This is a genomic window from Streptomyces sp. PR69 (assembly GCF_026420845.1).
Classification (GTDB): Bacteria; Actinomycetota; Actinomycetes; order Streptomycetales; family Streptomycetaceae; genus Streptomyces.
In genome coordinates this window covers 18,473-43,430 of record NZ_JAOWCB010000040.1, presented here as the reverse complement: position 1 = coordinate 43,430, position 24,958 = coordinate 18,473, and the positions used below count along the sequence as shown (strand labels likewise).

22 protein-coding genes and 1 pseudogene are annotated in these 24,958 nt (G+C 73.0%); 15 read left to right on the top strand and 8 right to left on the bottom strand.

Annotated features, from left to right (window positions below; translation table 11 throughout):
* From OF819_RS26070 to OF819_RS26050, 5 genes and pseudogenes are all read left to right on the top strand, one after another.
* Positions 1-223, top strand: a pseudogene (locus OF819_RS26070) (hypothetical protein); the annotation flags it as partial.
* Between the two features lie 47 nt (positions 224-270).
* A complete protein-coding gene (locus tag OF819_RS26065) occupies positions 271-1,476 on the top strand; it encodes a segregation and condensation protein A (protein ID WP_267246090.1) in 1,206 nt (401 codons plus the stop codon).
* A complete protein-coding gene (gene scpB / locus OF819_RS26060; protein ID WP_267246089.1) occupies positions 1,473-2,114 on the top strand; it encodes an SMC-Scp complex subunit ScpB in 642 nt (213 codons plus the stop codon). Before OF819_RS26065 ends, scpB begins: the two co-directional genes overlap by 4 nt.
* Positions 2,114-3,214, top strand: coding sequence for a pseudouridine synthase (locus OF819_RS26055; RefSeq protein ID WP_267246088.1), 1,101 nt, complete (start codon positions 2,114-2,116; stop codon positions 3,212-3,214). Before scpB ends, OF819_RS26055 begins: the two co-directional genes overlap by 1 nt.
* Before the next feature lie 114 nt (positions 3,215-3,328).
* A complete protein-coding gene (locus OF819_RS26050) occupies positions 3,329-4,360 on the top strand; it encodes an ADP-ribosylglycohydrolase family protein (protein ID WP_267246087.1) in 1,032 nt (343 codons plus the stop codon).
* Between the two features lie 13 nt (positions 4,361-4,373).
* Here OF819_RS26050 and OF819_RS26045 read toward each other — a convergent pair whose 3' ends face one another.
* Positions 4,374-5,123, bottom strand: a complete 750-nt coding sequence (locus OF819_RS26045; RefSeq protein WP_267246086.1) for a DNA polymerase beta superfamily protein — start codon at positions 5,121-5,123, stop codon at positions 4,374-4,376.
* A gap of 49 nt (positions 5,124-5,172) precedes the next feature.
* The gene (locus OF819_RS26040) at positions 5,173-5,649 is read right to left on the bottom strand and encodes a Rieske (2Fe-2S) protein (protein ID WP_267246085.1); all 477 of its coding nucleotides are present in this window, start codon (positions 5,647-5,649) and stop codon (positions 5,173-5,175) included.
* 324 nt (positions 5,650-5,973) lie between these two features.
* On the opposite strand from OF819_RS26040, the gene OF819_RS26035 reads away from it, so the two are divergent.
* From OF819_RS26035 to der, 4 genes are all read left to right on the top strand, one after another.
* Positions 5,974-7,059 (top strand): prephenate dehydrogenase, encoded by a 1,086-nt coding sequence (locus OF819_RS26035; protein ID WP_267246084.1) that lies wholly within the window; start codon positions 5,974-5,976, stop codon positions 7,057-7,059.
* A 161-nt stretch (positions 7,060-7,220) separates the two neighbouring features.
* Entirely contained in the window at positions 7,221-7,928 is a 708-nt protein-coding gene (gene cmk / locus OF819_RS26030; protein ID WP_267246083.1) for a (d)CMP kinase, read from the top strand.
* A complete protein-coding gene (locus OF819_RS26025; RefSeq protein WP_267246082.1) occupies positions 7,886-8,587 on the top strand; it encodes a lysophospholipid acyltransferase family protein in 702 nt (233 codons plus the stop codon). Before cmk ends, OF819_RS26025 begins: the two co-directional genes overlap by 43 nt.
* A gap of 68 nt (positions 8,588-8,655) precedes the next feature.
* Positions 8,656-10,113 (top strand): ribosome biogenesis GTPase Der, encoded by a 1,458-nt coding sequence (der, locus tag OF819_RS26020; protein ID WP_267246081.1) that lies wholly within the window; start codon positions 8,656-8,658, stop codon positions 10,111-10,113.
* A 72-nt stretch (positions 10,114-10,185) separates the two neighbouring features.
* Here der and OF819_RS26015 read toward each other — a convergent pair whose 3' ends face one another.
* The 5 genes from OF819_RS26015 to OF819_RS25995 form a co-directional block, all read right to left on the bottom strand.
* The gene (locus tag OF819_RS26015) at positions 10,186-10,506 is read right to left on the bottom strand and encodes a hypothetical protein (protein WP_267246080.1); all 321 of its coding nucleotides are present in this window, start codon (positions 10,504-10,506) and stop codon (positions 10,186-10,188) included.
* A gap of 128 nt (positions 10,507-10,634) precedes the next feature.
* Entirely contained in the window at positions 10,635-11,444 is an 810-nt protein-coding gene (locus OF819_RS26010; RefSeq protein WP_267246079.1) for a hypothetical protein, read from the bottom strand.
* 685 nt (positions 11,445-12,129) lie between these two features.
* Positions 12,130-12,795, bottom strand: coding sequence for an ATP-binding cassette domain-containing protein (locus tag OF819_RS26005; RefSeq protein WP_267246078.1), 666 nt, complete (start codon positions 12,793-12,795; stop codon positions 12,130-12,132).
* Positions 12,792-15,932, bottom strand: a complete 3,141-nt coding sequence (locus tag OF819_RS26000) for an ABC transporter permease subunit (protein WP_267246077.1) — start codon at positions 15,930-15,932, stop codon at positions 12,792-12,794. The genes OF819_RS26005 and OF819_RS26000 overlap by 4 nt, the downstream gene beginning before the upstream one ends.
* Positions 15,933-15,938: 6 nt before the next feature.
* Positions 15,939-16,355: a hypothetical protein gene (locus OF819_RS25995; RefSeq protein ID WP_267246076.1), complete on the bottom strand. Its 417-nt coding sequence runs from the start codon at positions 16,353-16,355 to the stop codon at positions 15,939-15,941.
* Positions 16,356-16,466: 111 nt separating this feature from the next.
* Here OF819_RS25995 and OF819_RS25990 point away from each other — a divergent pair, with 111 nt between their 5' ends.
* The 4 genes from OF819_RS25990 to OF819_RS25975 all read left to right on the top strand — a co-directional run bounded on the left by OF819_RS25990 (position 16,467) and on the right by OF819_RS25975 (position 20,351).
* Positions 16,467-17,000: a hypothetical protein gene (locus OF819_RS25990; RefSeq protein ID WP_267246075.1), complete on the top strand. Its 534-nt coding sequence runs from the start codon at positions 16,467-16,469 to the stop codon at positions 16,998-17,000.
* Entirely contained in the window at positions 16,975-18,273 is a 1,299-nt protein-coding gene (locus tag OF819_RS25985; protein ID WP_416370626.1) for an ABC transporter substrate-binding protein, read from the top strand. The genes OF819_RS25990 and OF819_RS25985 overlap by 26 nt, the downstream gene beginning before the upstream one ends.
* A 135-nt stretch (positions 18,274-18,408) precedes the next feature.
* A complete protein-coding gene (locus tag OF819_RS25980) occupies positions 18,409-19,734 on the top strand; it encodes a glycosyltransferase family 4 protein (protein WP_267246074.1) in 1,326 nt (441 codons plus the stop codon).
* Between the two features lie 401 nt (positions 19,735-20,135).
* Positions 20,136-20,351: an I78 family peptidase inhibitor gene (locus OF819_RS25975; protein WP_267246073.1), complete on the top strand. Its 216-nt coding sequence runs from the start codon at positions 20,136-20,138 to the stop codon at positions 20,349-20,351.
* A 74-nt stretch (positions 20,352-20,425) separates the two neighbouring features.
* On the opposite strand, the gene OF819_RS25970 is transcribed toward OF819_RS25975, so the two are convergent.
* On the bottom strand, positions 20,426-21,463 hold the full coding sequence (locus OF819_RS25970) for a phosphatase PAP2 family protein (RefSeq protein ID WP_267246072.1): 1,038 nt from the start codon (positions 21,461-21,463) through the stop codon (positions 20,426-20,428).
* Between the two features lie 411 nt (positions 21,464-21,874).
* Between OF819_RS25970 and OF819_RS25965 the strand changes: the two genes are divergently transcribed.
* Positions 21,875-23,617 carry an MFS transporter gene (locus OF819_RS25965; RefSeq protein ID WP_267246071.1) on the top strand — a complete coding sequence of 581 codons (1,743 nt, stop codon included), beginning with the start codon at positions 21,875-21,877 and terminating at the stop codon, positions 23,615-23,617.
* Between the two features lie 122 nt (positions 23,618-23,739).
* A complete protein-coding gene (locus OF819_RS25960; RefSeq protein ID WP_267246070.1) occupies positions 23,740-24,930 on the top strand; it encodes an acyl-CoA dehydrogenase family protein in 1,191 nt (396 codons plus the stop codon).
* The last annotated feature ends 28 nt before the right edge of the window (positions 24,931-24,958 follow it).

The window sequence follows — 24,958 nt, the reverse complement described above, 5'->3', positions numbered from 1 at the left end:
CCGCCGGCCCAGCGGCCGGGAGCGGCACGACGAGAAGATCACGGTCTATGTCTCCGCCGAGGAGCTGATGGACCTGGAGCACGCACGGCTGGTGCTGCGCGGCGAGCACGGGCTGGCCGTCGACCGCGGGCGCATCGTGCGCGAGGCGGTCGCCGTGGTCCTCGCGGATCTTGAGCAGCGGGGCGACGCGAGCATCCTCGTGCGCCGCCTGCGCGGACGGTGACGGTAGCCTGCCCGCTACCTCTGCTCGCTCAGCGCCCCTGGACCCCGATGCCCCCGTCCCCCCGCCGCCGTCCCCTGGGCCGCGGCCCCGGAACCCCCGCCGCCGGTCCCCAGGCCACTTCTGGGGCCGTGCCGGAGCCGGTCCCCGCGGATGCGGTTCCGCGGCCGTCATCTGCCGAGTCCGCGCCTGCCGGGCCCGCCGAACCCGTTCCGGTCGAGTCCGCGCCTGCCGGTCCCGCGCCCGCTGAGCCCGCTTCCGCCGAGCCGGGGACCGCTGGGCCCGGACCGGTCCCCGTGGAGGCCGGGCGCCCGGCCCCGGACACGGAGGCCAGGGAAGGGCGGGGCGACGGGCCGCCCGTCGACGACGGGCGCTTCACCGTGCGGCTGGCGAACTTCGAAGGGCCCTTCGATCTCCTCCTCCAGCTGATCTCCAAGCACAAGCTCGATGTCACCGAGGTCGCTCTGTCGAAGGTGACCGACGAGTTCATGGCCCATATCCGGGCCATGGGCCCCGACTGGGACCTCGACCAGACCACCGAGTTCCTCGTGGTCGCCGCCACTCTGCTCGACCTCAAGGCCGCGCGCCTGCTGCCCGCCGCCGAGGTCGAGGACGAGGCGGACCTCGCGCTGCTGGAGGCGCGGGACCTGCTCTTCGCCCGGCTGCTGCAGTACCGCGCGTACAAGCAGATCGCCGAGATCTTCAGCGGCCGGCTGGACGACGAGGCCCGCCGCCACCCCCGTACCGTCGGCCTGGAGCCGCACCACGCGGAGCTGCTGCCCGACGTCGTCATCAGCATCGGCCCCGAAGGCTTCGCCAGGCTCGCCGTCAAGGCCATGCAGCCCAAGCCCAGACCGCAGGTGTACGTGGAGCACATCCACGCGCCCCTGGTCTCGGTGCAGGAGCAGGCCGAGGTGGTCGTCGCCCTGCTGCGGGAGCGCGGCAGGGCGACCTTCCGCGAGCTGACCGAGGACCCCGAGAACCCCGCCGGAGCCACCGGCACCCTGGGAACCCTCACCGTCGTCGCCCGGTTCCTGGCCCTGCTGGAGCTCTACCGGGAGAAGGCCGTCGCCCTGGAGCAGCAGGACGCGCTCGGCGAGCTCACCGTCATCTGGACGGGCGGCGACGGCGAGGCCCGCGTCACCGACGAGTTCGACCGAGCCCCCGAGAAGCCGGAGAGGCCGGAGCAGTCCGAGAAGCCGGCGCAGCCCGAGAAGTCCGAGAAGCCCGAGAAGTCCGAGGAGAGCAAGCCATGAGCGGCGATCTCAGCGCCGAGGACCTCAAGCCCGCGCTCGAAGCCGTCCTCATGGTCGTCGACGAGCCCGCCACCGAGGCGCACCTCGCCAAGGTGCTGGAGCAGCCCCGCAGGGCCGTCGCGGACGCGCTGCGCGAGCTGGCGGACGAGTACACCGTCCAGCGGCGCGGCTTCGAACTGCGGCTGGTCGCCGGGGGCTGGCGGTTCTACACCCGGCCCGAGTACGCCGACGCCGTCGAGCGCTTCGTGCTGGACGGCCAGCACGCCCGGCTGACCCAGGCCGCCCTGGAGACCCTCGCGGTCGTCGCGTACCGCCAGCCGGTCAGCCGCTCCCGGGTCTCCGCCGTCCGCGGCGTGAACTGCGACGGCGTGATGCGCACCCTCCTCCAGCGGGGGCTGGTGGAGGAGGCGGGCGCGGAACCCGAAACAGGTGCGATCCTGTACAGGACGACGAACTACTTTCTGGAGCGGATGGGCCTGCGCGGCCTGGACGAGCTCCCGGAGCTCGCGCCCTTCCTCCCGGAGGCGGAGGCGATCGAGGCCGAGACGCAGGAAGGCGTTCCGTCGTTTGATCCGGACGCTCCGGACCCGGTCGTGCTGGGTACGGACGACGACGCAGACGACAAGACGGAATTTTGATGCGAAGCAGCGGCAGGAACAGCAGCGGGCGCGGTAACTACCGGGGCGCTGGCAACAAGCGGGACGAGAAGCAGCAGCGCGCGGGCCGCCCGCGTCCCGAGGAGCGCCGCTATGACGTCGGCGGTTCCGGCAGCGGCGGTTCCGGCGGCGGTTCCGGCAGCGGGTCGGAAGGCCCCAGGAAGGGCCGTGGAGCGGCCGCCCGCGGCGGCGCGAAGGGAGGCCCCAAGCAGTCGCCCAGGCAGTCCCCGCAGCGCGGCGGCGGCCGCGACCGTACGGCCCCGGCCCGCCCGCGCGAGTACGACGCGCGGATCGAGGAGCGCAACCGCGAGCGGTATGCGAACAAGCCGCAGGTCAAGACCCCGAAGACCTTCGGCGAGCAGGAGGGCGAGCGGCTGCAGAAGGTGCTCGCGCGCGCTGGAATGGGCTCGCGCCGCGCCTGCGAGGAGCTGATCGACGCCGGGCGCGTCGAGGTCAACGGCAAGATCGTCATCGAGCAGGGCGTCCGCGTCGACCCGGAGAAGGACGAGATCAAGGTCGACGGACTGACCGTCGCCACCCAGTCGTATCTGTTCTTCGCGCTGAACAAGCCCGCGGGCGTGGTCTCCACGATGGAGGACCCGGACGGCCGCCAGTGCCTCGGCGACTATGTCACCAACCGGGAGACCCGGCTCTTCCACGTCGGACGGCTGGACACCGAGACCGAGGGCATCATCCTGCTCACCAACCACGGCGAGCTGGCCCACCGGCTGACCCACCCCCGCTACGGCGTGCAGAAGACCTATCTCGCCGCCATCCAGGGCCCCATCCCGCGCGACCTGGGCAAGCGGCTCAAGAGCGGCATCCAGCTTGAGGACGGCTACGCCCGCGCCGACAGCTTCAAGGTCGTCGAGCAGACCGGCAAGAACTACCTCGTCGAGGTGACCCTGCACGAGGGCCGCAAGCACATCGTCCGCCGCATGCTCGCCGAGGCCGGCTTCCCGGTCGACAAGCTGGTGCGCACCTCCTTCGGGCCGATCACGCTCGGCGACCAGAAGTCGGGCTGGCTGCGCCGGCTGACGAACACCGAGGTCGGCATGTTGATGAAGGAAGTCGGCCTGTAGGCCCGACGTGCCGGCTTACACCGCACAGCGGCCCGCGGCCGGTCCTTCGACCGCGGGCCGCTGAGCGCGCGCTCCACCCTCCACCGCCGCCGCGACCGGAAGGACGTCCGCACCATGAGCAGCCCCACCCGCACGGCCGCCAAGCAGGCGGCCACCGGCACCCTGATCGGGCTCGCCCTCGGCGACGCGCTGGGCTTCCCGACGGAGTTCGACGATGTGCCGTCGATCCTGGGCAGGTGCGGACCGTGGCGTGAGATGGCCCTGCCCGAGCCCGCGTACATCAGCGACGACACCCAGATGACGCTCGCCGTGGCGCGGGCCGTACGCACCGCCATGGACGGCGGACCGCTCACCGCCGAACGGCTGACGGGCCCGCTGCGCCGGGAGTTCACCGACTGGTACCACTCGCCGGACAACAACCGCGCGCCCGGCCGCACCTGTCTGACCGCCTGTCAGCTCCTCGACCGCGACCCCGACAGGCCCTGGCAGCAGTCCTCGCAGACCGGTTCCAAGGGCTGCGGAGCCAATATGCGGGTCGCGCCGCTGGGCATCGTCCCCGGCCTCGGCGACGACCAGCGCGCCGGCGCCGCACAGCTCCAGGCCGCGCTGACCCACGGCCACCCCACCGGCCTCGCGGCCGCCGATCTGACGGCCCACGCCGTCCGGCTGCTCGCACACGGCGCCGACCCCAGGGGCCTGCCCGGCCTGCTGCGTTCGTACGCGTACGAGAACCGCGGCCGCTACCGTCACGACTGGCTCGGCGACCTGTGGACCCACGCGCACGACGCGACCCCCGAGGCGTTCATCACCCGAGGCTGGGACGACTGCCTCGCCGCGCTCGACCGGCTGACGGCGGCACTGCGCACACCCGAGCCCGAACTCGACCCCTGCCTGGCTGCCGGCGACGGCTGGATCGCCGAAGAGGCCCTCGCCACCGCCCTGCTGTGCTTCCTCACCTTCCCCGAAGAGCCGCTGACCGCGCTGCGCCGCGCCGCCTGCACCCGGGGCGACTCCGACTCGATCGCCTGCCTGGCGGGCGCCTTCGCCGGAGCGCACCTGGGCGCGGACGCCTGGCCCGGGGAATGGGCGGACCGTGTTGAACGCCACTCCGAGCTGATGTCGTTCGGCGCGCTCTGGGACGCTTGAGGGCGGTACGGCGCTACCGGGCGAGCCCGCCGGGCGCGCGGCCCTCGTCGACCTCGCGGTGCGGGTGCGGGTGCGGATGCGGCTGGAGGGCTGAGGTCCGGCGCGTCCGGAAGAGGAAGTCCGCGACACGGGCGCGGTCCGGCTCGTGGGGGAGCGGGGAGCGGGCGGCCGCGGCGTCGGCCTCGTCGGCGAGGCGGGCCATCCGGGACTCGACCTCGCGCCACGGGACGTCGCCGCGCCTGACCGCGAGCAGCCGCTCGCGCTCGGCGCCGACGTCGACCGTCAGCCTGCCCGTGCGCAGCAGATCACGGCAGGAGGCGAGCAGGCGGAGCAGCTGCATGGCGTGCTTCCAGCGGGGCGCGCCGTGGTTGCGTATGTGCGCCTCCAGCCTTTTGCGCTGGCCGAGCGCGTAGCCGACGAAGCTCTTGTGTGCCTGCCGGGAGAGGAACGCGTCCCTGAGGGCGAGCAGTTCACGGCCGGTGTCGTCGACATGTTCGACCAGCGGGGAGTGCAGGCACTCCAGGATGTTCGGGTTGGCGCGCAGCGCCAGCTCGCAGAAGCGCTCCAGCTCCCAGCTGAACTGCTCGTCCGCGGGGCCCTCGACATGAGTCGGGGGCTTGTCGAAGCGCCAGTACAGCGGGGTGGGCGCGAGGAACACGCCACGGCGGTCGGTGTCGCTGTCCTCCGTGTCCAGGCCGAACGCGCGGGACCCCATGACACAGGAGTAGATCGTGTGGTCGCGCACCAGGTCGTACGGGATCATCGCGCCAGGCTACGCGAGCCGGCGATCACGACAGCGGTCGCGTCAGCGGTCACGTCAGCAGGATGGCGTCCCCGCTCACGGTGATCTGCTCCGGGGGCAGCGGCCGCGGCGCGGGCCCGCGGGCCACGGAGCCATCGGCGATGTGGTACTGGCTGCCGTGGCAGGGGCAGCTGATGATGCCGTCCTCGATCCGGCTCACCGTGCAGCCCTGGTGGGTGCAGACGGCCGAGAACGCCTTGAACTCGCCCTCCACGGGTTGAGTGACGACCACCTTCTCGTCGGCGAAGATCCGGCCGCCTTCGACGGGGATGTCGGACGTCTTCGTCAGCTCCTCGCCGGTGGGCGACGGAGAGCCCGGCGTCTTGGCGTCGGTCGCCTCCCCGGTCGGGGACTCCCGCGTCGCGGGCGGGGGCGTCGGCTCGCCCGGCTCCGTGTCGCCGTTGTCGCCGCCGTCGCCGCAGCCGGTCACCAGCGTTGCGGCGCCTGCGGCGCCCGCCGCCAGTACCGTGCGTCGTCGTGCGTCCATGGCCGTCTCCTTACATCAGACATCAGGGCATGTCGGGTCTTTTCCGGCAGAAGCATCTTGGCGCTCACGGGAGCCGGGGAGAAGCGACATGGCAGCGCACGGCATGCGGGGGTACCCGAGTGGCGGTGCGGTGCGCCCCGCGCGACATTGGCCCCTGTCCGCGGCCTGTCCGGCCCCTGCCGGGCTCCGCCCGGCCCGGGGCGAGGCGGCCGCCGTCTCGGGTGCCGGTCGCCCGGTCCGCGCGCCCGCCGCCTTGACTAGGCTGAACGGAGCATTTGCCCAGGCCGGCCTCCGCTGCCTCCGCTCTTCACAAGGACATCGCCCGTGAGAACCGCGCTCGTCATTGGAACCGGACTGATCGGCACCTCCGCCGCTCTCGCCCTCGCCGGGCGTGGCGTCGCCGTCCACCTCGTCGACCACGACCCGGAGCGCGCCCGCACCGCCGCCGCGCTCGGCGCGGGCACCGACGACCCGCCGGAGGGCCGCGTCGATCTGGCGATCGTCGCCGTGCCGCCCGCGCATGTGGCGGGCGCGCTCGCCGACGCGATGCGCGGCGGCGTCGCCCGCGGCTACCTCGACGTGGCCAGCGTCAAGGGCGGCCCACGGCGCGAGCTGGCAGCCCTCGGCCTCGATCTGAGCGGCTACATCGGCACCCACCCCATGGCCGGCAAGGAACGCTCCGGACCGCTCGCCGCGACCGCCGACCTCTTCGAGGGCCGCCCGTGGGTGCTCACGCCCACCCGGGAGACCGACACCGAGGTCCTCAACCTCGCGCTTGAGGTCGTCGCGCTGTGCCGGGCCGTCCCCGTCGTCATGGACGCCGACGCGCACGACCGGGCCGTGGCCCTGGTCTCCCACACCCCCCAGCTGATCTCCTCCATGGTCGCGGCACGGCTGGAGGAGGCCGACGACACCGCCGTACGGCTCTGTGGCCAGGGCATCCGCGACGTCACCCGCATCGCCGCGTCGGACCCCCGCATGTGGGTCGAGATCCTGACCGCGAACCCGGGCCCCGTGGCCGATGTGCTGGCGGGCGTCGCGGCCGACCTGGACGAGACGGTGCAGGCGCTGCGCGCCCTGCAGTCCTCGGACGAGTCCAAGCGGCAGGGCGGCGCGGAGGGCATCGAGGACGTGCTGCGCCGCGGCAACGCGGGGCGCAGCCGGGTGCCGGGCAAACACGGCGCGGCCCCGGCGTCGTACGAGGTCGTCGCGGTCCTCATCAGCGACCAGCCCGGCGAGCTGGCCCGCATCTTCGCCGACGCGGGCCGGGCGGGCGTCAACATCGAGGACGTCCGCATCGAGCATGCGACGGGGCAGCAGGCGGGTCTGGTCCAGCTCATGGTGGAGCCGGCGGCGGCACCCACGCTTACCGCCGCGCTCAGGGAGAGAGGCTGGTCCATCCGGCAGTAGCGGCCGTGCGGGGGGCTCCGCCCCCGGAGTGCGGGGTCCGGGGCGGAGTCCCGGTACGGCGCTGGGGCCGTCGGCGGTAACAGGGGCGGCGGGCGAGACAGTAACCTGTACGGGTCACTCGGCACAGTGACCCTCTCCCTCCCGCCCTGTGAACCAGGAAGGTGTCCGACACCGTGGAAACCGTCGCCCGGACCGCCCCGGCAGCCGTGATCGTCGCCATCGATGGCCCCTCCGGCACGGGCAAGTCGAGCACGTCCAAGGCCGTCGCCGCCGCCCTGGGACTCAGCTACCTGGACACCGGCGCCCAGTACCGGGCGATCACCTGGTGGATGCTGAGCAACGGCATCGACGTCGACGACCCCGCCGCCGTCGCCACCGCCGCCGCCAAGCCGGTGATCGTCTCCGGGACCGACCCGGCCGCCCCGACGATCACCGTCGACGGCATGGACGCCTCCGGGCCCATCCGCACCCAGGAGGTCACCGCCGCGGTCAGCGCCGTCTCCGCGGTGCCCGAGGTGCGCACGGTCATCACCGAGCTGCAGCGCTCCATCGCGGCCTCCGCCGAGAAGGGCATCGTCGTCGAGGGCCGGGACATCGGCACGACCGTTCTCCCCGACGCCGATCTGAAGATCTTCCTCACGGCCTCGCCCGAGGCCCGCGCCGCCCGCCGCAGCGGGGAGCTCAAGGGCGTCGACGTGGCCACCACGCGGGAAGCGCTGATCAAGCGGGACACCGCCGACTCCAACCGGAAGACCTCCCCGCTGGCCAAGGCTGCCGACGCGGTCGAGGTGGACACCACCGAGCTGACGCTGCCGCAGGTCATCGAGTGCGTCGTCACCCTCGTCGAGGAGAAGCGGGCCGCCAAGTGACCCCTTCCGCAGCTGCTTCCCCGCCCTCCCGCAGGGGTGCGGAGGCCGGACGGCGCATCGGCGTCGGGCTGATGTACGGGCTGTGGCGGCCCCGCGTCCTCGGGGCGTGGCGCGTCCCGGCGAGCGGACCGTTGATCCTGGCGGTCAACCACGCGCACAACATCGACGGCCCGATGCTGATGGGCACCGCGCCGCGGCCCGTGCACTTCCTGATCAAGAAGGAGGCGTTCGTCGGCCCCCTCGGCCCGTTCCTGCGCGGAATCGGCCAGCTGGAGGTGGACCGTACGAGCACCGACCGCACCGCCGTCACCCGCGCGCTTGACGTCCTGGAGAACGGCGGGGCGCTCGGCATCTTCCCCGAGGGCACCCGGGGCGAGGGAGACTTCGCCTCGCTGCGCGCGGGGCTGGCCTACTTCGCCCTGCGCAGCGGTGCGCCGATCGTGCCCGTCGCGGTGCTGGGCAGCACCGAGCGGCGGGGACGGCTGATAAGGGCGCTGCCCCCGCTGCGCAGCCGTGTCGACGTGGTCTTCGGCGACCCCTTCGTCGCGGGCGACGGCAGCGGCCGCCGTACGCGCACGGCGCTGGACGACGCCACCGTGGGCATCCAGAAGCGGCTCAGCGACCACCTGAAAAACGCCAGGCGGCTCACCGGCCGCTAGGCGAGACTTGAGTCTTGAGCGATGGACCGGACGGTCTGTCGACGACGTAAGAACGAGGAACGGACTTCATGAACGAGCAGAGCGACCAGCACGACCACGGGGCGCTCGGCGACGCCGAGTACACGGAGTTCATGGAGCTCGCCGCCGAGGAGGGCTTCGACCTCGAAGACGTCGAGGGCGCGATCGAGGCGGCCGGGCACGGTCCGCTTCCCGTCCTGGCCGTCGTGGGCCGCCCCAATGTCGGCAAGTCGACCCTGGTCAACCGGATCATCGGCCGGCGTGAGGCCGTGGTCGAGGACAAGCCGGGCGTCACCCGCGACCGGGTCACCTACGAGGCCGAGTGGTCGGGCCGCCGCTTCAAGGTCGTCGACACCGGCGGCTGGGAGCAGGACGTCCTCGGCATCGACGCCTCCGTCGCGGCGCAGGCGGAGTACGCCATCGAGGCCGCCGACGCCGTGGTCTTCGTCGTCGACGCCACCGTCGGCGCGACCGACACCGACGAGGCCGTCGTCAAACTGCTGCGCCGCGCGGGCAAGCCGGTCGTCCTCGCCGCCAACAAGGTGGACGGCCCGTCCGGCGAGGCCGATGCGGCGATGCTGTGGTCCCTGGGCCTCGGCGAGCCGTTCCCGGTCTCCGCCCTGCACGGCCGCGGCACCGGCGACCTCCTCGACGAGGTCCTCAAGGCGCTGCCCGAGGCCCCTGCGCAGACCTTCGGCGCCGCGCCGGGCGGCCCGCGCCGTATCGCGCTGATCGGCCGGCCGAACGTCGGCAAGTCGTCCCTCCTGAACAAGGTGGCGGGCGAGGAGCGGGTCGTCGTCAACGAACTGGCCGGCACCACCCGCGACCCGGTCGACGAGCTGATCGAACTCGGCGGCGTCACCTGGAAGTTCGTGGACACCGCGGGCATCCGCCGCCGGGTCCATCTGCAGGAGGGCGCGGACTACTACGCCTCCCTGCGCACCGCGGCCGCCGTGGAGAAGGCGGAGGTCGCCGTCGTCCTGATCGACGCCAGCGAGTCGATCAGCGTCCAGGACCAGCGGATCATCACCATGGCGGTCGAGGCGGGCCGCGCCATGGTCATCGCCTACAACAAGTGGGACACGCTCGACGAGGAGCGCCGCTACTACCTGGAGCGGGAGATCGAGACGGAGCTCGGCCAGATCTCCTGGGCCCCCCGGGTCAATGTGTCGGCGCGCACGGGCCGCCATATGGAGAAGCTCGTCCCGGCCATCGAGACGGCGCTCGCGGGCTGGGAGACCCGCGTCCCGACCGGCCGGCTCAACGCCTTCCTCGGCGAGCTGGTGTCCGCCCATCCGCACCCCATCCGCGGCGGCAAGCAGCCCCGTATCCTCTTCGGCACCCAGGCAGGCAGCAAGCCTCCGCGGTTCGTGCTGTTCGCGTCAGGCTTCCTGGAGCACGGCTACCGGCGCTTCGTGGAGCGGCGGCTGCGCGAGGAGTTCGGCTTTGAAGGCACGCCGATCCATATCTCGGTGCGCGTGCGCGAGAAGCGCGGTCGCAAGAAGTAGGCCCCGAGGGCCTGGGACAGGGCGCTGCCCCGGATCCGTGCCGAACGGCCGGCCCGGGGCAGCGCCCTGTCGTCACATGCCTCTGCGGGGGGCCGGCGGAAGGGCCGCCAGCTGGCTGCCGACGGCGTATGGCCGCCAGCCCGCCCCCGCCGCCAGCCCGGACACCGTCCCCGACGCGATGCCTGACGCGATCCCCAGAGGGCCGAAGCCCTTGAAGCCGAGATCCTCCTCGCCGCTCCGGTCGCCCGGCAGCGCCCGGAACGCCCGGCGGTACTCGGAGCAGAGCGCGTCGTAGATCGGCGTGGCGGAGTGCCCCGCCCTGAAGTCGCGCGCGGGACGCATCGACGGGATGGGGCTGGGGTACGGCTGGCGGGAGGACTCGTATGCGTGCACGCCTGTGCAACGACCAGGCCGTTCGGACGGATGCGGGCTGAGCCGAGCTGAATCCGTCCGGCCGATCGCGAACGGCCCGGCGCCCGGGCCCGCGTGTGCGCGTGCACGGCCCGGCGCGCCCGGGCCCGTCAGGACGAGGTGCCCGCCAGCGGCATCGCGGCGGCCACCAGCACGCCACCCGCCGCGGCTTTGTTCAGCGCGTCGCGCAGCAGGTCCTCGCGCGGCTGCTGGCCGATCGAGCCGACCGGAGCGGCATAGACCAGGACCTTCTGCGTCTTGTTCACCGCCGTACGCCAGCTGTCGGTGACCTGGAGCGGCTGGTGAGCCTGCCACCAGGCGACCGGGCTGCCGCCGCCCGTGCCGGGCTGCAGCACCGCGTGCAGCTGCCCCATGGCGATCAGCACCGACCAGCCGGGCAGCTCGTCCGGCATCTTGTCCATGTCGGTGACCGGGAGGAAGCCCTGCTCGATGAGGAGCGGCAGAAACTCGTCGCCGTTCTCCCCCTGTGAGCCGGGGCGGGCGATCGGCGCGGTCGGCTCCACGACGAGGGCCGGGTGGACCTCACCGCCGATCAGGACGAGGCCGCTGGTGATGCCGAGCACGGCCTGGTCGGGGGCGGCGTCCGCGGCGGCGGCCGCAGCCGCCGCCGCTGCGTTCGGGTCGCTGCCCGTGATGGACCGGACCGCACCCTGGAGCTGGTCCTCGGCGACCTTGACGACCTGGGAGGGAATGCACTTGGCGTGGGCGAAGGCGAGGACGGCGGTCTCTTCGCCGACGAACAGCACCGTGCTGGTGCGTTCCCGCTCGGAGTCGCCCGGCGTGCGGCAGGAGGTGCAGTCATAGCTGCCCGGGGCGTTGTCGCCGGCGAGCAGCCGGTCGGCTTCTTCATCGCCGATCTCGGCGCGTACGTCCTCGCTGACGTCGAGCATGCGGGGCACGGGTTGCTCCTCGGACTTGGTGGACTGGACGGATGTCATGGCAACGCCGGGCACGGCCCGGCTCGTAAACAGCTCAACGGGTCTGCTGGTGCCCAAGTCACGCGTGGAGCGGAACGGAATCAATAGACCGACCGGGTGAGGCGTCGGTGGCACGGATGTGCGGCGGCGGGGGGCGCGGGCTGCCGCCGCCCGCGCCCCCCGCCCGCGCCCGGCAGTCCGGCGGCTCGGCCGGGCCGGGCCCCGAGGACTGCGCGGGCGGCGAATGGCCGTGGGATTGCCCGGCCCTCCGCGAGAGCGGCGGCCTTCGGGACGCCGACACCGGCAACGGCTGCTGCGGCGGACTGCTGTTCCGCCCCGTTGTCTTCTTCGCGGTCCTGCAATGGGGCCGCTGGCCTCCGGGCCCGGCATGGCTGTTGCCCCCTGTCGAACGGATGGCCTGGGGGTGGTGTCACCGGGCCCGAGGGCTGCCGCCGGAGCCGCTGATGAGAGGTCCGGCCACCGCCTGGCCGGGCGCAATGCCCAGCCGGCCGCTGGCGGCAGGCCGGCATCACGTGGATGCACCGCGCGCCGACCTCGCCACCAGGTGCTGCGCACGCAGGGGCGGGAGGCATGGCCAGCCTGCGCCCGGTGCTACGGGCTCGGCGGTCGGTCCACACGGTCGAGGCGGGCGGCACGCTCAGCATGCTCAGCCTTCCGACGGCGCCTCGGACGCCTCACCGCTGAAAGCGATGACTCCACGGCGCAGTTCATGGACCAGGACCGGGCGGCCGCCCGGCGTGCCGAGACCGGGCGGGAGCCGCTGCTCGGCGATGACCACGGCCGCGTCGAGCGCCCGCAGCAGCTCGTACGTACGGGCCGCGACAGGCGGCGACATGCCCTGAGCGGGTTCATCGACGAGTACGACACGCGCGGGCGTGAGCAGCGCGCGGGAGAGCGCGAGCATCCGCTGCTCGCCCCCGGAGAGCGTGCCCGCGCGCCGCGCCAGCAGCGGACGCAGCGCGGGATAGGCGTCCAGGGCCGGGGCGAAGCCGCCGTCCGGTGAGGCGAGCTGCAGATTCTCGGCGACCGTGAGCGTCCCGTATACCGCCTGACTGTCCGGCACGAAGCACAGGCCCCGGCGGGCGCGCTGATGGGCGTGCAGCCGGGTGACGTCCCCGCCGCGCCACAGCACCTGCCCGGAGGACAGCCGCGCCGTTCCGGCGAGTGCGCGCAGAGCGGTCGTGCGGCCGGCGCCGTTGCGGCCAAGCAGCACGGTCAGGGCACGGGCGGGGACGGGCAGCGACACCCCGTGCAGGGCTTCGAGGGGGCCGTAGGCGACGCGCGCGCGGCGCAGCTCGATCTCGATGGTCATCGTACGATCCGCCCCGCCTCCATGACATGCACCGTGTCGGCGACCCGGGCGACGAGGTCCAGATCGTGCTCGACGACGAGCACGGCCATGCCGTCCGCGGCGAGCGCGCTGAGGACGCGGGCGAGCGTCTCGGCCTCCGCCGCGTCGAGACCGGCCGTCGGTTCGTCCAGCAGCAGCGTGTGCGGCCGCCCGGCGAGCGCCCGGCCCAGCTCGACGCGGCGCAGCGCGCCGGTCGACAGCCCGGCGGCGGCGCGGCCGCGGATGGGCCCGTCCAGCCCGAGGAGCCGCAGCACGGGCTCCACGGCGGCCGGGTCGCGCCGTCGGCGGCGCTGCTGCTCGGCCCCGATGCGGACGTTCTCCTCGACGGTGAGGGAGGGGAAGACGGCGAGCTGCTGGAAGGTCCGGGCGATCCCCAGGCGCGTACGGGCGTGCGCGGAGCGGCGCGTGACGTCGACGCCGTCGAGCTCCACGCGTCCGGCGTCGGGCCGCAGCGTTCCGCACAGACAGTGGAACAGGGTGCTCTTTCCGGCCCCGTTGGCCCCGACGAGAGCGGTCACCTGCCCGGAGGCGACGCTGAGATCGACGCCGTCGAGAGCGGTGAAGTCCCCGTACCGCACGTGTACGCCCTGTGCGACGAGCCGCCGCGCTCCGGGCGGCGGACCCGCGGCCTCGTCAGGCGCCTTTCCCCCACCCCTCCCTTTCCCGGAACCGGGGGCAAGCCCCCGGCCCCCCTTCGGGGGGAGGGGTACGCGGTGCTGCCGCCCCGCACCCGGGAGGCGGCCGCTTCGCGCCGCAACGGCGTGCGCTGATCGGCCCAGGGCGGCAGCGAAGCGCCGCGTCCGTGAGGGCGCCCCGGAGCTTCGGGGGCCGCGCCCCTGCGAGTCCGCCGCACGCGGGTTGTCGGGATCCGATCCCGAGCCTCCTCCGCTCAGAGCCCGGTCCGCGGCCTGTTCGCCCTCGCGCCCCGGCAACAGCTGCTCCGATCCCCACCGTCGCCCCGCCCGCTCGCCCCCCTTCCCGGCGAGGAACCGCCCCGTCGCCAGACGGTCTCCGGCTGACTCGCTTCCGGTCTGGGTTTGGGGTTGGCTCGTCGTCCGGGGGTGTGGGGCTTCTGCGTTCGGGGTTTGGGGTTGGCTCGTCGTCCGGGGGTGTGGGGCTTCTGCGTTCGGGGTTTGGGGTCGGCCCGTCGTCCGGCGGCGCGAAGCTGCCGCCCCCGGGGTGCGGGGCGGCAGCCCCGCACCCCCCTCCCCCCGGAGGGGGGCTGGGGGCTTGCCCCCAGTTTCGGGAAGGGGCGGGGGAGGGGAGACAACCGCCGCAGGCGCACCGGCCGCTGGGGGCGGCCGCCCCGGCGGCCAGGGCCGCAGCCGGCGGAGCGCGCCGGGAAGGCCCTCCGGCAGACGGCCGATGAGGACCGCCAGAAAGCCGACCGCCGCCGCGGCCAGCCCCCCTCGCGGCCCCGCGTCCAACCCCACCAGCAGCACCGCCGCGGCCAGCGGCGCCAGCAGCCCGTCCGCGCCCAGGACCATGACCGCCGCGAACCACAGCAGGCTGCGCACCGGATCGAACGCCGCCGGATCGAACGCCCGCAGCCCCATCGCCAGCAGGCCCCCGCCCAGCGCCGCCAGCCCCGCACCCGTGACAAAGGCGAACAGCTTCAGCGCGGACACCGGCACCCCGGCCCCCTCCGCCCCCGCCTCGTGGTCGCGCATGGCGGCGAGCGCCCGGCCGGTGCGCCCTCGCCGCAGCGCGCCCACGGCCAGCAGCGCGCATGCCAGCACGGCCAGTTCCAGCATGTAGTAGCGGCGGTCGTCGGCGAACCCCTCGGGCCTGGTCAGCCGCAGCCCCGCCGTGGCATACGGCTGTACGAACACAAAGCGGCTCATCGCCACCCCGACGGCCAGCGTCGCCAGCGCCAGCGCAAGACCGCGGCGACCGATCGCCGGCCAGCCGGTGAGCAGCCCCAAAGGGGCGGTCAGCAGCACCGCGGTCAGCAGCGCGAGCAGCTCCGGCAGCGCGGGAAACCCCGGGAAGCGCCCGGCCGCCAGCAGCGCCGTGAACAGCGCGCCGAGTCCCGCGTACGCCGCCTGCCCGAGCGAGATCTGCCCGCCGCGCCCGGTCACCACGGTCAGCGAGAGGAGGATGACGGCCAGCGCCGGGACCTGCACCGAGGTGTGCAGGTCCCGGCCCGCGAAGCCGAGCGGCAGCAGAAACAGGATGGCCGCGACCAGCCAGACCCCCGGCGGCACCCGCACCGTGGGGGCCGCCGCACGGGCAGGGCCGACGCCCGCGCCCACCCCGGGCAGCACCAGCGCGGCGATCAGCAGCGCCACCGCGAACAGGTTCGCGCCCACCGCCTGGAGCAGCGGCTCGCCCCAGCCTCTCGGATGCAGCCGGGTGAGCTGGGCCTGTGCCACGCCGATCGCCAGGGCCGCGCCCACCGCGACCGGCAGACTCCGCATCCGCGCGATCACGGCGACCGCGATGACCTCGACGACCAGCAGGGGCAGCCCGAACGGGTCGAGGCGTACGAACGGCGCGAGCAGCACCCCCGTCAGCCCCGCCGTGAACGATCCGAACGCCCAGCCGGCCGCGGCCACCCGGTCCGCGTCGATGCCGCCGAGCACCGCGAGCGGCCGGTTGTCGACGACGGCGCGCAGCTCCCGGCCGAACCGGGTCCACCGGGTCACCGCCGCCACCAGCACGGCCAGCAGCACCGCGGCCGAGAGCTGTGTCCACGGGTCGTCCGGCAGCAGCTCCGGCGCGTCCGCGCGCGCCCCTTCGCCCCAGATCGCCGCCGCGCCGCCCACCAGCAGGACGAACACCCCGATCGAGGCCACCAGCGACCGGGCCGGGTCCACGCCGAGCACCGACAGCGGGCGGAACACCAGTCGCTCCAGCAGCAGCCCGATGCCCGGCGCGACCACTCCCAGGGTCACGGCGGCGGCCAGCGGCAGCGGCCAGTCCCACTCCACCGCGAACTGGCGCAGCACATAGGCGCACACCATCGCGATCGCGCCGTGGGCGAGGTTGAGCACGCCCGTCGCCCGGTAGGTGACGATCAGCCCGATCCCGGTGAGCGCGGCCGCGCTGCCGACGGCGAGCCCGGCCAGGGTGAGGTCATAGGTCAGGGATGCCACGGGCCGTCAGATCCGCGGCTCGCACACCGGGCAGGGATCCAGCTTCCGGTCGCCGACCGGGAGCGCCTGGGGTTTTCCCGCCACCAGCGGGCAGTCGGGCCGGTGCGCCAGTGTGCCGCCGGGCACGCACACCGGCGGCTCGTCCGACGACGGCTTCGCGGCGGACGCGTCCAGGGGCTGCTCCGGCTCCTTGGCGGCGGCCGGGGCGCCGGCGCCGGTTCGTGCGAGCAGCGCCGCGCCGACCGTCAGCACCGCGGCCGCCACGAGCAGCGCCGCACCGGGGATGGTGGAGGACGCCAAATAGGGGATCTGCTGTTCGGCGTACCGTTCGCCTGACGCCCCGTACCAGCCGATGACGCACAGCACCGCCCCCACAGCGGCCGTGGCCAGCCCGCCCCACCACAGCAGTCGGGACATCGGCATCGACAGGGCCTTTCGGATCGGGCGGCAATCGACGGAGCGGTACGTTCATTTCTTGCACTATGCCCTGAACGGGCACACGCTGGAAGCCGACGACAACGGAGGGTGATCCAGATGGTTCGCATCAGGCGTCCCCGGACCGTGGCATGGGCGGCTGCCGCGGTCCTTGTGCTCACACCCCTCGCCGCCGGGTGCGGAGACAACGGCGACGACGAGCCGGAGGCCACGGCCACGCCGACGGCCACGGCCGCCACCCCGACCGCCAGCCCCACGGGCGAGCAGCCGTCCGACCCGGAGGCGGCCAGGGCGGAGGTCGAGGAGAACTGGACGCTGTTCTTCGCGCCCGACACCCCCACAGACGAACGGGTCGCGGTACTGGAGGACGGCGAGGACCTCCGCCCCGTGCTGACGGTGCTGGCAGCGGACCCGAACGCCGGGAACACCTCCGCCGACGTCACCGACGTGACCTTCACCTCGGCTGCCGAGGCCACGGTCACCTACGACCTGAAGTCAGGGGACACGGTGCTGCTGCCCGACTCCACCGGCACGGCCGTCCTCCAGGACGACACCTGGAAGGTGTCCAAGAAGACCCTCTGCGGCCTCGCCGAGCAGAGCACCGCCGGTGCGACGGCACTGCCGGGCTGCTGAAGTCCTGCTGCTCACTGCCGTGCTGACGGCCTTGGCGACGGCCGTCGCCGGCTGCGGCACCCGGCTGCCCGAGCGCGCCTTCGAACGCCCCGGGGCGACCGCGGACGGCGCGCCCATACGCATCGGCGTGATCGCCAGCGTCACCAGCCCGGCCGGCGGCGGGGTGTTCACCGGTCCGGGTGAAGGGGCCGCCGCCTACTTCGAGGCGCTCAACGCCGAGGGCGGCCTTGACGGCCGGCCCGTCGAGGCCGTCTTCTGCGACGACGGCGGCAGCGGCGTCGGCAACAACGAATGCGTGACCCGTCTGATCGACGAGGAGAAGGTCTTCGCCCTCGTCGCCACCACCGTCCTCAACTACGCGGGCGCGCCCCGCGTCTCCGCCGCGGGCGTCCCCGACATCGGCGGTCAGCCCATCGGCCCCGCCTACGACACCTATCCGCATCTGTACGAGATCTACGGCAGCTCAGCCCCGCGCGACGGCGGCCGGCCCGGCTGGGACGGCGTCCTGGTCGGCGGCACGGAGGTCTACCGCTACTTCAAACGCGAGCAGGGCGCGCGGACCGCCGCCGTCGTCTCGTACAACCAGGCCGCGTCCGCCGCCTTCGCACGGCTGGTTGCCGAAGGGCTGCGGGCCGAGGGGTACCGGGTCGTCCCCGAGCAGGTCGACTTCACCCTGCCCAACTTCCGCGCGGTCGCCGCCGATATGCGGAACCAGGGCGTCGATATCGTCTTCGACGCCATGGACACCCATGGCAACGCACGGCTCTGCGAGGCGATGGAGGACCTCGGCGTCGAGGTCACCGCCAAGGTCACCAATGTCCAGAACTGGAACTCGTCCGTGCCCGCCGACTACCGGGACGCTCCCGGCTGCCGCAACACCCTGTGGGTGACCGGCTCCAGCCGCAACTACGAGGACGTCGGCCACGAGGCCGTCAAGGAGTTCCGGGACGCGATGGCGGAACAGGGCAGGGACGAGAAGCTGTCCCAGTGGCAGCTCGAAGGCTGGGCGGCCGCCATGTGGTTCGCCGACGCGGCCCGCTCCTGCGACGGGGAGCTGACCCGCTCCTGCGTCGAGGAGTTCATCAACCGCCCCGAGCCGTACACCGCGAACGGACTGCTGCTCCCCGTCGTCTTCGAGGAGCTGCCGGAGCCTCCCACGGCATCCCGCACCTGTCTGTCGGTCGCCCGCTGGCAGGACGGCGAGGGCTGGGTCTCCCAGGGCGAGATGACCGAGAACTGCTTCACCGTCCCCCAGCTGCCGTACCGCCCCTGAACCGGCTCCTGAACCGGCCCCTGTACGCCCCCTGCATACGCCCCCTGAACGCCGTCCCTGATGCCGAAGGGCCGTCAACCATCACGTAGAGTCGAACAGCCGTACAACACTGACCACGGGGGACACGGCGTTCGCATGCGTATTTCGTTTCTGCTCCACAACGCGTACGGCATAGGCGGAACGATCCGTTCGACGTTCAACCTCGCCCGTGTCCTCGCCGAACGGCACGACGTCGAGATCGTGTCCGTGTTCCGCACCCGCGACCGGCCCGCGATGGGCGCGCCCGAGGGCGTGACCCTGAGGCATCTGGTGGATCTGCGCAAGCAGAGCCCCGGTTACGACGGCGACCACCCCGACCACCGGCGTCCCGCGCGGATCTTCCCGCGCGGCGACGGCCGCCACCCGCAGTACAGCCGTCTCACCGACGCCCGTATCACCGCCCATCTGGACGCCCTGGAAGCCGATGTGGTGGTCGGCACCCGGCCCGGCCTGAATGTCCACATCGCCCGGCAGGCCCGGCGCGGCCAGATCCGGATCGGCCAGGAACACCTCAGCCTGGACGGCCACGGCCACCGGCTGCGCCGGGAGATCGGCTACCGCTACCGTGCCCTCGACGCCGTCACCACCGTCACCGAGGCCGACGCCCGCGCCTACCGCCGGCGGCTGGCGCTGCCCGGAGTGCGGATCGAGGCCGTGCCCAACAGCGTGCCCGCCCCGTCCGTGTCCCCCGCCGACGGTTCGGCCAAGTGGGTCGTGGCGGCCGGCCGGCTGACCCGCGTCAAGCGGTACGACCTGCTCATCGAGGCCTTCGCCAAGGTCGTCGCGGCCCGCCCGGACTGGCGGCTGCGGATCTACGGCGGAGGGGACGCCATCAGCAGCGAGACAACCGCCCTGGCCGCCCTGATCAAGGAGCGCGGGCTGGCGGACCATGTTTTTCTGATGGGCGTGGCCGACCCGCTGGACCCGGAGTGGGTCAAGGGGTCGATCGCCGCGGTCACCTCCAGCCGGGAGTCCTTCGGCATGACCCTCGTCGAGGCGATGCGCTGCGGCCTCCCCGTGGTGTCCACCGACTGCCCGCACGGACCGCGGGAGATCGTCGAGGACGGGGTCGACGGGCGGCTGGTCCCGGTCGGCGACGTGGACGCCATCGCGGCCGCGCTGCTGGAGCTGATCGGGGACGACGCACTGCGGCGGCGCGCCGGGCAGGCGGCGCTGGCCGCCGCGGCGCGCTTTGACCCCGTGCGGATCGCCGAGCGCCATGAGGCGCTCTTCACCGAACTGGTCGAGCTGGCCGGACGCGGCGAGCGGGGCGAACGGGGCGGGGGAGCGCGTCCGGCCGCCGCTGTCCGGGAGGCCGTGCACCGGGCCACGGGGGCCGTGTACGACGGCGGGTACGAGCTTCTCCGCACCGCCGTACGCAGGCTGCGGAGCAGCAGAGAGCGGATGTCCAGCGCCCGCTGACGTCTCCGTCGCCATATCCGCGCCGGCTTGCGTACCGCCCCTGTCCGCAAGCCGTGCCAGACAGGACCACGGCGGCGCGGTCAACCGCCGCACGGGTCGCCCGGCCGGGTGATGTGGCTAACGGCGGCGCAGATGTAAGGGAATCGTGAATTATCGATGGCTCTGCAATTTCCCCGGCGGCTGTGTCGAGGGCAATTCAGCGGGATAATTGAGCCGTTCTGCAAGCTCCTGCCGAATTACCGTACAAACGGGTCGGAGGCGTTCGTTCGTGTGACGGTACGCAACGCGAACGCGCGTCGATAAGCTGTGACAAAAGTGTGACCAGTGAGGTACGTGGGACGACTGAAGCGGTCCTGCGTCCCGGCTTCCGTCACCGTCCGCACCCGCCTACCGTGGATCGCATGGCACCCACACCGACTCCTCCCGCCCAGCCCGACGACACCCCCGCGTCGTATGTCGGCCTCGACGCCGACGAAGCCGAGCGACGGGCCCGGGTGCGCGGCTGGAGCACCGTCAGATCGCTGCCGCCCGGCTCGATCATCACGCTGGAGTATCTCGCCGGGCGGCTGAACTTCGAGGTCGAGGGCGGCAGGGTGATCCGCTGCTGGCCCGGCTGACCGAAGGCCCCGGCACCTGGTGCCGGGGCCTTCGTGCGGCGTCGTGCGGCGTCGTACGGAGCGGGCTCGGCGGGTCAGCCGCCCGCCATGGTCCGCGAGTGCGGCGGCCGCCGACTGCCGGACGGAGTGACCGGCGTCCGCTCCGAGCGGGCCGCATGCGGCCGCGGCCGCTCTATATGAGTGGACGTCCTGCCTGCTGACGACGGGGCCGACGACGGGGCCGAGGGGGCAAGCCGCCCCCCGCCCGCAGCCACCGGCTCCGGCTCGCGCACCGGCTCCTCGGCCGGTACGGGGCCGGGCTGGGCGAACATCCCCGGCGCGGTGGCCGGACCGGCCCCGGGGCCGCCCGCCGCGACCGGCAGCGACGGCACGCCGCGCCGGCTGCGCGCCCGCCACTGCTCGCGCACCGCGAAGATCCGGGCCTCCGTGCGGCCGATCAGCGGCTCGCACCAGGGCAGCCCGAGCATGATCAGCAGTCCTGCCGCCCAGCCGAGCAGCACATCGCTCAGCCAGTGCGTGCCCAGATACACGGTGGTCAGGCCCACTCCCAGGGAGACCACGGCCGACAGCGCCGACAGATGCCGCCGAGCCCGCGGCGTGGTGGCCAGATAGGCCAGGATTCCCCAGGTCACCACGGCGTTCGCGGTGTGTCCGGAGGGAAATATATCGCCGCCGGCGAACAGTTCGGCCGATCCGATCTGGGTCGCGTAGTGGGGGCCGAGCCGGCCGAGGCCCAGCTTGACCGCCCCCACCGTGGAGTTGAGCAGCAGCAGCGCCGCGCCCAGCACGAGCAGCGGGCGCAGGGTGTGCTGACGCCAGGAGCGCCAGCCCAGCCAGGCCGCGACCATGACGGCCGTGGGCCCGCGCTGGCCGAGGACCACGAAGTAGTCAAGGAAGGCATGCAGTTGCGGCCACTGCTGATAGGGCCGGAACAGCATGACCTTCCAGTCGAGCGCCACCAGCCAGGTCGACGCCAACACGGCGACGACGATGGCGAGATAGAACGCCGACGTCCCGCCGAAGAGGGCGAGACGGGTGCGGCTCATCCGCGGGATCTCTATCTTCGGCGGTTCCGGCTCTCGGTCCAGACGGGCAAAGATGTCGGTACGCACCCAATCGACGTTACAGCGAGTGAGTGTGTGACCCGGCCGATCCGGTCTCTTTGTGATGTCGATGTGATGTGGAGTGTGTCTCGGCTTCCAGCCAATTCCATGGCCCGCCCGGAAATGCCGGCCGCCTTCAGCGGTATTTTCCCGATGATCTTCCCGCGGTCTTGTTTCGCGCCCCCGAATGCCGTTCACCGCCGCCCCGCTCGGAATTTCCCGGCCGTTCAGCACGACCCAAGATCCACTTTCTGGGCGCTGCTGAGCCGCCCCGGCGTGGCGTACGCCACACGCCCCCGCCCTGTCCGGTGAGAGATCCACCACGCGACCCGGCCGTGAACTCGCGTACGCTGACGTGCCGTCCCCGTCTGTCCGCCGAGCGTCCGCCGAGTGGGAGGGGACTCGCTGGGAGGTACGTACATGTCCGGGACGACCACGGCCGGAGCACGGCTGCGGGCCGCCGGAGGCGGTGCGAACCGCTGGGTCGTCCTTGTCGTACTCTGCGCCAGCCTGCTGCTCGTCGCCCTGGACGCGACCGTGCTCCATGTCGCCGTCCCCGCCGTCACCGAGGACCTGCGCCCCAGCGGCGTCGAACTGCTGTGGATCGTCGACGCCTACCCCCTGATCTGCGCCTCGCTGCTGATCCTCTTCGGCACGCTCGGCGACCGGGCGGGCCGCCGCCGCATCCTGCTGCTCGGCTACGGCATCTTCGGCGTCGCCTCCGCGGTCGCCGCCTTCGCGCACACCCCCGAGCTGCTGATCGTCGCGCGTGCCCTGCTCGGCGTCGGCGGCGCGATGATCATGCCGGCGACGCTGTCCATCCTCCGCGCCGTCTTCCCCGACCGCCGGGAGCGGGCGGTGGCCATCGGCATCTGGACGGCCGTCGCGGCCGTCGGGGCGGCCACCGGGCCGGTGCTCGGCGGCTTCCTCGTCGAGCACTTCTGGTGGGGCTCGGTCTTCCTGATCAACATCCCGCTGATGGCGCTGGTCCTGCCCGTCGGACGCTGGCTGCTGCCCGAATCCCGCGGCGCGGGCGACGGCCCGTGGGACGTCCTGGGCGCACTGGTGGCCGCGGCCGGAGTGCTCGGCGTGGCCCTCGGGGTGAAACGGCTCGGCGCGGGCCGGGATCTGTACGACGCGTCCGCGGTCGTGCCGCTGCTGCTCGGGGCGGTCCTCCTCGCGCTGTTCGTACGCCGGCAGAAGCGCCGTGAGCATCCGCTGATCGACATGCGGATGTTCTCCCGCGCCGCCTTCTCCACCTCCGTCGGCTGCATCGTGCTCGCCATGCTCGCCCTGGTCGGCCTGGAGCTGATCGCCGTCCAGTATCTGCAGCTGGTCCTCGGCCTCAGCCCGCTTGAGACGGGGCTGCGGCTGCTCCCGCTGACCTTCGCCGCGATGGCCGCGGGCGCGACCGGATCGCACACACTGCACCGCCTGGGACCCCGCCGGATGGTCAGCTGGGGCTTCTCCCTCACGGCGGGCGCGGTGCTGCTGCTGACGCTGATGGGGCAGCACGACCGGCCCTGGCTGCTCACCGCCGGTTTCGTCCTGCTCGGCTTCGGGCTGCAGACCACGCTGTTCGGGGCATACGAGTCGATGCTCAGCGAAGCCCCCGCCGACCAGGCGGGCGCGGCGGCCGCGATCGGCGAGACCTCGTATCAACTGGGCGCCGGCATGGGCATCGCGCTCCTCGGCAGCGTGATGAACGCCGCCTATGCGCCCTCGGTCGCCGGGCTGTCCGGAGTCCCGGCCCCGGCGGGCGCCGCCGCGGCCAACTCCCTAAGCGAGGCCTACCAGGTGGCGGACCGGCTCGGCGGCGCGGCGGGCGAACTGCTGCGCACCACGGCGCGCCACTCCTTCGTCCACGGCCTGCACCTCACCCTCGCCGTCAGTGCGGGGCTGCTGCTGCTCGGCGCGCTGGCGGCCCTGCGGCTGCCCTGGCGGATGGAGGCCGGAAGGGACGTGTGCGACACGGCGCAGAAGGGGTGCGGCGAGGAGACCGTGCGGCCGGAATCCGCGGTCGCGGAGCCCGGACGGCAGGCGCCCGCGGGCGGCGCGAAGGGCATGCCGCAGTATCTGCCGCAGCTTCCCGAGCCACGCGCCGCCGATGTGTCCGGGCGTGAGCCGGTGGAGGCCGCCGGGTCTGGACGGGTGGCACGCTGAGCCGTAACGTCGCCCGCAGCGTTGCAACTACCACTGCTAGTTTTCGTGGTGCGGAAGGTGCGGAAAGCGTCATGAGCAGCGCCTTGAGTCCAGTGCCGTGAGAGCCGTCGGAGGTCACATTCATGTCCGCCCCCTCGAAGCTGCCGCCCTTCGACCCCAGCGACCCCCTCGGCATCGACGCGCTGCTCACCCCCGAGGACCTCGCCGTCCGCACCACGGTCCGCACCTGGGCCGCCGACCGCGTCCTGCCGCATGTCGCCGAGTGGTACGAGCGCGGAGAGCTCCCCGGCATCCGTGAACTGACGCGGGAACTTGGCTCGATGGGCGCGCTCGGCATGTCCCTCGAAGGCTACGGCTGCGCCGGGGCGAGCGCCGTCCAGTACGGGCTCGCCTGTCTGGAGCTGGAGGCGGCGGACTCCGGCATTCGCTCACTCGTCTCCGTACAGGGCTCCCTCGCCATGTACGCCATCCACCGCTATGGCTCCGAGGAGCAGCGGCAGCGGTGGCTGCCCGGCATGGCGGCGGGGGAGACCATCGGCTGCTTCGGACTGACCGAGCCCGACCATGGCTCCGACCCGGCCGGCATGCGCACCTACGCCAAGCGGGACGGCTCCGACTGGGTACTCAACGGGCGCAAGATGTGGATCACCAATGGCTCGGTGGCGGGCGTGGCCGTCGTCTGGGCGCAGACGGACGAGGGCATCCGGGGCTTCGCCGTGCCGGCCGGCGCTCCGGGGCTCTCGGCCCCCGAGATCAAGCACAAGTGGTCGCTGCGCGCCAGCGTCACCAGCGAACTCGTCATGGACGACGTACGGCTGCCGGCCGATGCCGTGCTGCCCGGCGTCCGGGGGCTCAAGGGGCCCTTGAGCTGTCTGTCGCATGCGCGCTACGGCATCGTCTGGGGTGCGATGGGCGCGGCACGCTCCTGTTTCGAGGCGGCGCTGTCGTACGCGGGGACGCGTGAGCAGTTCGGCAGGCCGATCGGCGGCTTCCAGCTCACCCAGGCCAAGCTCGCCGACATGGCGGTGGAGCTGCACAAGGGGATTCTGCTCGCCTGGCACCTCGGCAGGCGGATGGACGCCGGGACGCTCCGTCCCGAGCAGGTCAGCTTTGGGAAGCTCAACAATGTGCGGGAGGCGATCGAGATCTGCCGCACCTCGCGGACGATCCTCGGCGCCAATGGGATCTCGCTCGAATATCCCGTGATGCGCCATGCGACCAACCTTGAGTCGGTGCTCACTTACGAGGGCACCGTCGAGATGCACCAGCTGGTGCTGGGCAAGGCGCTCACCGGCCTCGACGCCTTCCGCTGACGAGGCCCTGCCCCTCGGCTGAAGCTCC

Bases quoted from the DNA above. Each gene is read 5' to 3' on its own strand.
- OF819_RS25995 (WP_267246076.1), bottom strand. From the start codon at position 16,355: ATGCCGATGTCCCGACTGCTGTGGTGGGGCGGGCTGGCCACGGCCGCT.
- OF819_RS26040 (WP_267246085.1), bottom strand. From the start codon at position 5,649: ATGGACGCACGACGACGCACGGTACTGGCGGCGGGCGCCGCAGGCGCC.
- OF819_RS26065 (WP_267246090.1), top strand. From the start codon at position 271: ATGCCCCCGTCCCCCCGCCGCCGTCCCCTGGGCCGCGGCCCCGGAACC.
- OF819_RS25960 (WP_267246070.1), top strand. From the start codon at position 23,740: ATGTCCGCCCCCTCGAAGCTGCCGCCCTTCGACCCCAGCGACCCCCTC.
- OF819_RS25965 (WP_267246071.1), top strand. From the start codon at position 21,875: ATGTCCGGGACGACCACGGCCGGAGCACGGCTGCGGGCCGCCGGAGGC.
- der (WP_267246081.1), top strand. From the start codon at position 8,656: ATGAACGAGCAGAGCGACCAGCACGACCACGGGGCGCTCGGCGACGCC.
- scpB (WP_267246089.1), top strand. From the start codon at position 1,473: ATGAGCGGCGATCTCAGCGCCGAGGACCTCAAGCCCGCGCTCGAAGCC.
- OF819_RS25975 (WP_267246073.1), top strand. From the start codon at position 20,136: ATGGCACCCACACCGACTCCTCCCGCCCAGCCCGACGACACCCCCGCG.
- OF819_RS26005 (WP_267246078.1), bottom strand. From the start codon at position 12,795: ATGACCATCGAGATCGAGCTGCGCCGCGCGCGCGTCGCCTACGGCCCC.
- OF819_RS26045 (WP_267246086.1), bottom strand. From the start codon at position 5,123: ATGATCCCGTACGACCTGGTGCGCGACCACACGATCTACTCCTGTGTC.
- OF819_RS26050 (WP_267246087.1), top strand. From the start codon at position 3,329: ATGAGCAGCCCCACCCGCACGGCCGCCAAGCAGGCGGCCACCGGCACC.
- OF819_RS25980 (WP_267246074.1), top strand. From the start codon at position 18,409: ATGCGTATTTCGTTTCTGCTCCACAACGCGTACGGCATAGGCGGAACG.
- OF819_RS26055 (WP_267246088.1), top strand. From the start codon at position 2,114: ATGCGAAGCAGCGGCAGGAACAGCAGCGGGCGCGGTAACTACCGGGGC.
- OF819_RS25990 (WP_267246075.1), top strand. From the start codon at position 16,467: ATGGTTCGCATCAGGCGTCCCCGGACCGTGGCATGGGCGGCTGCCGCG.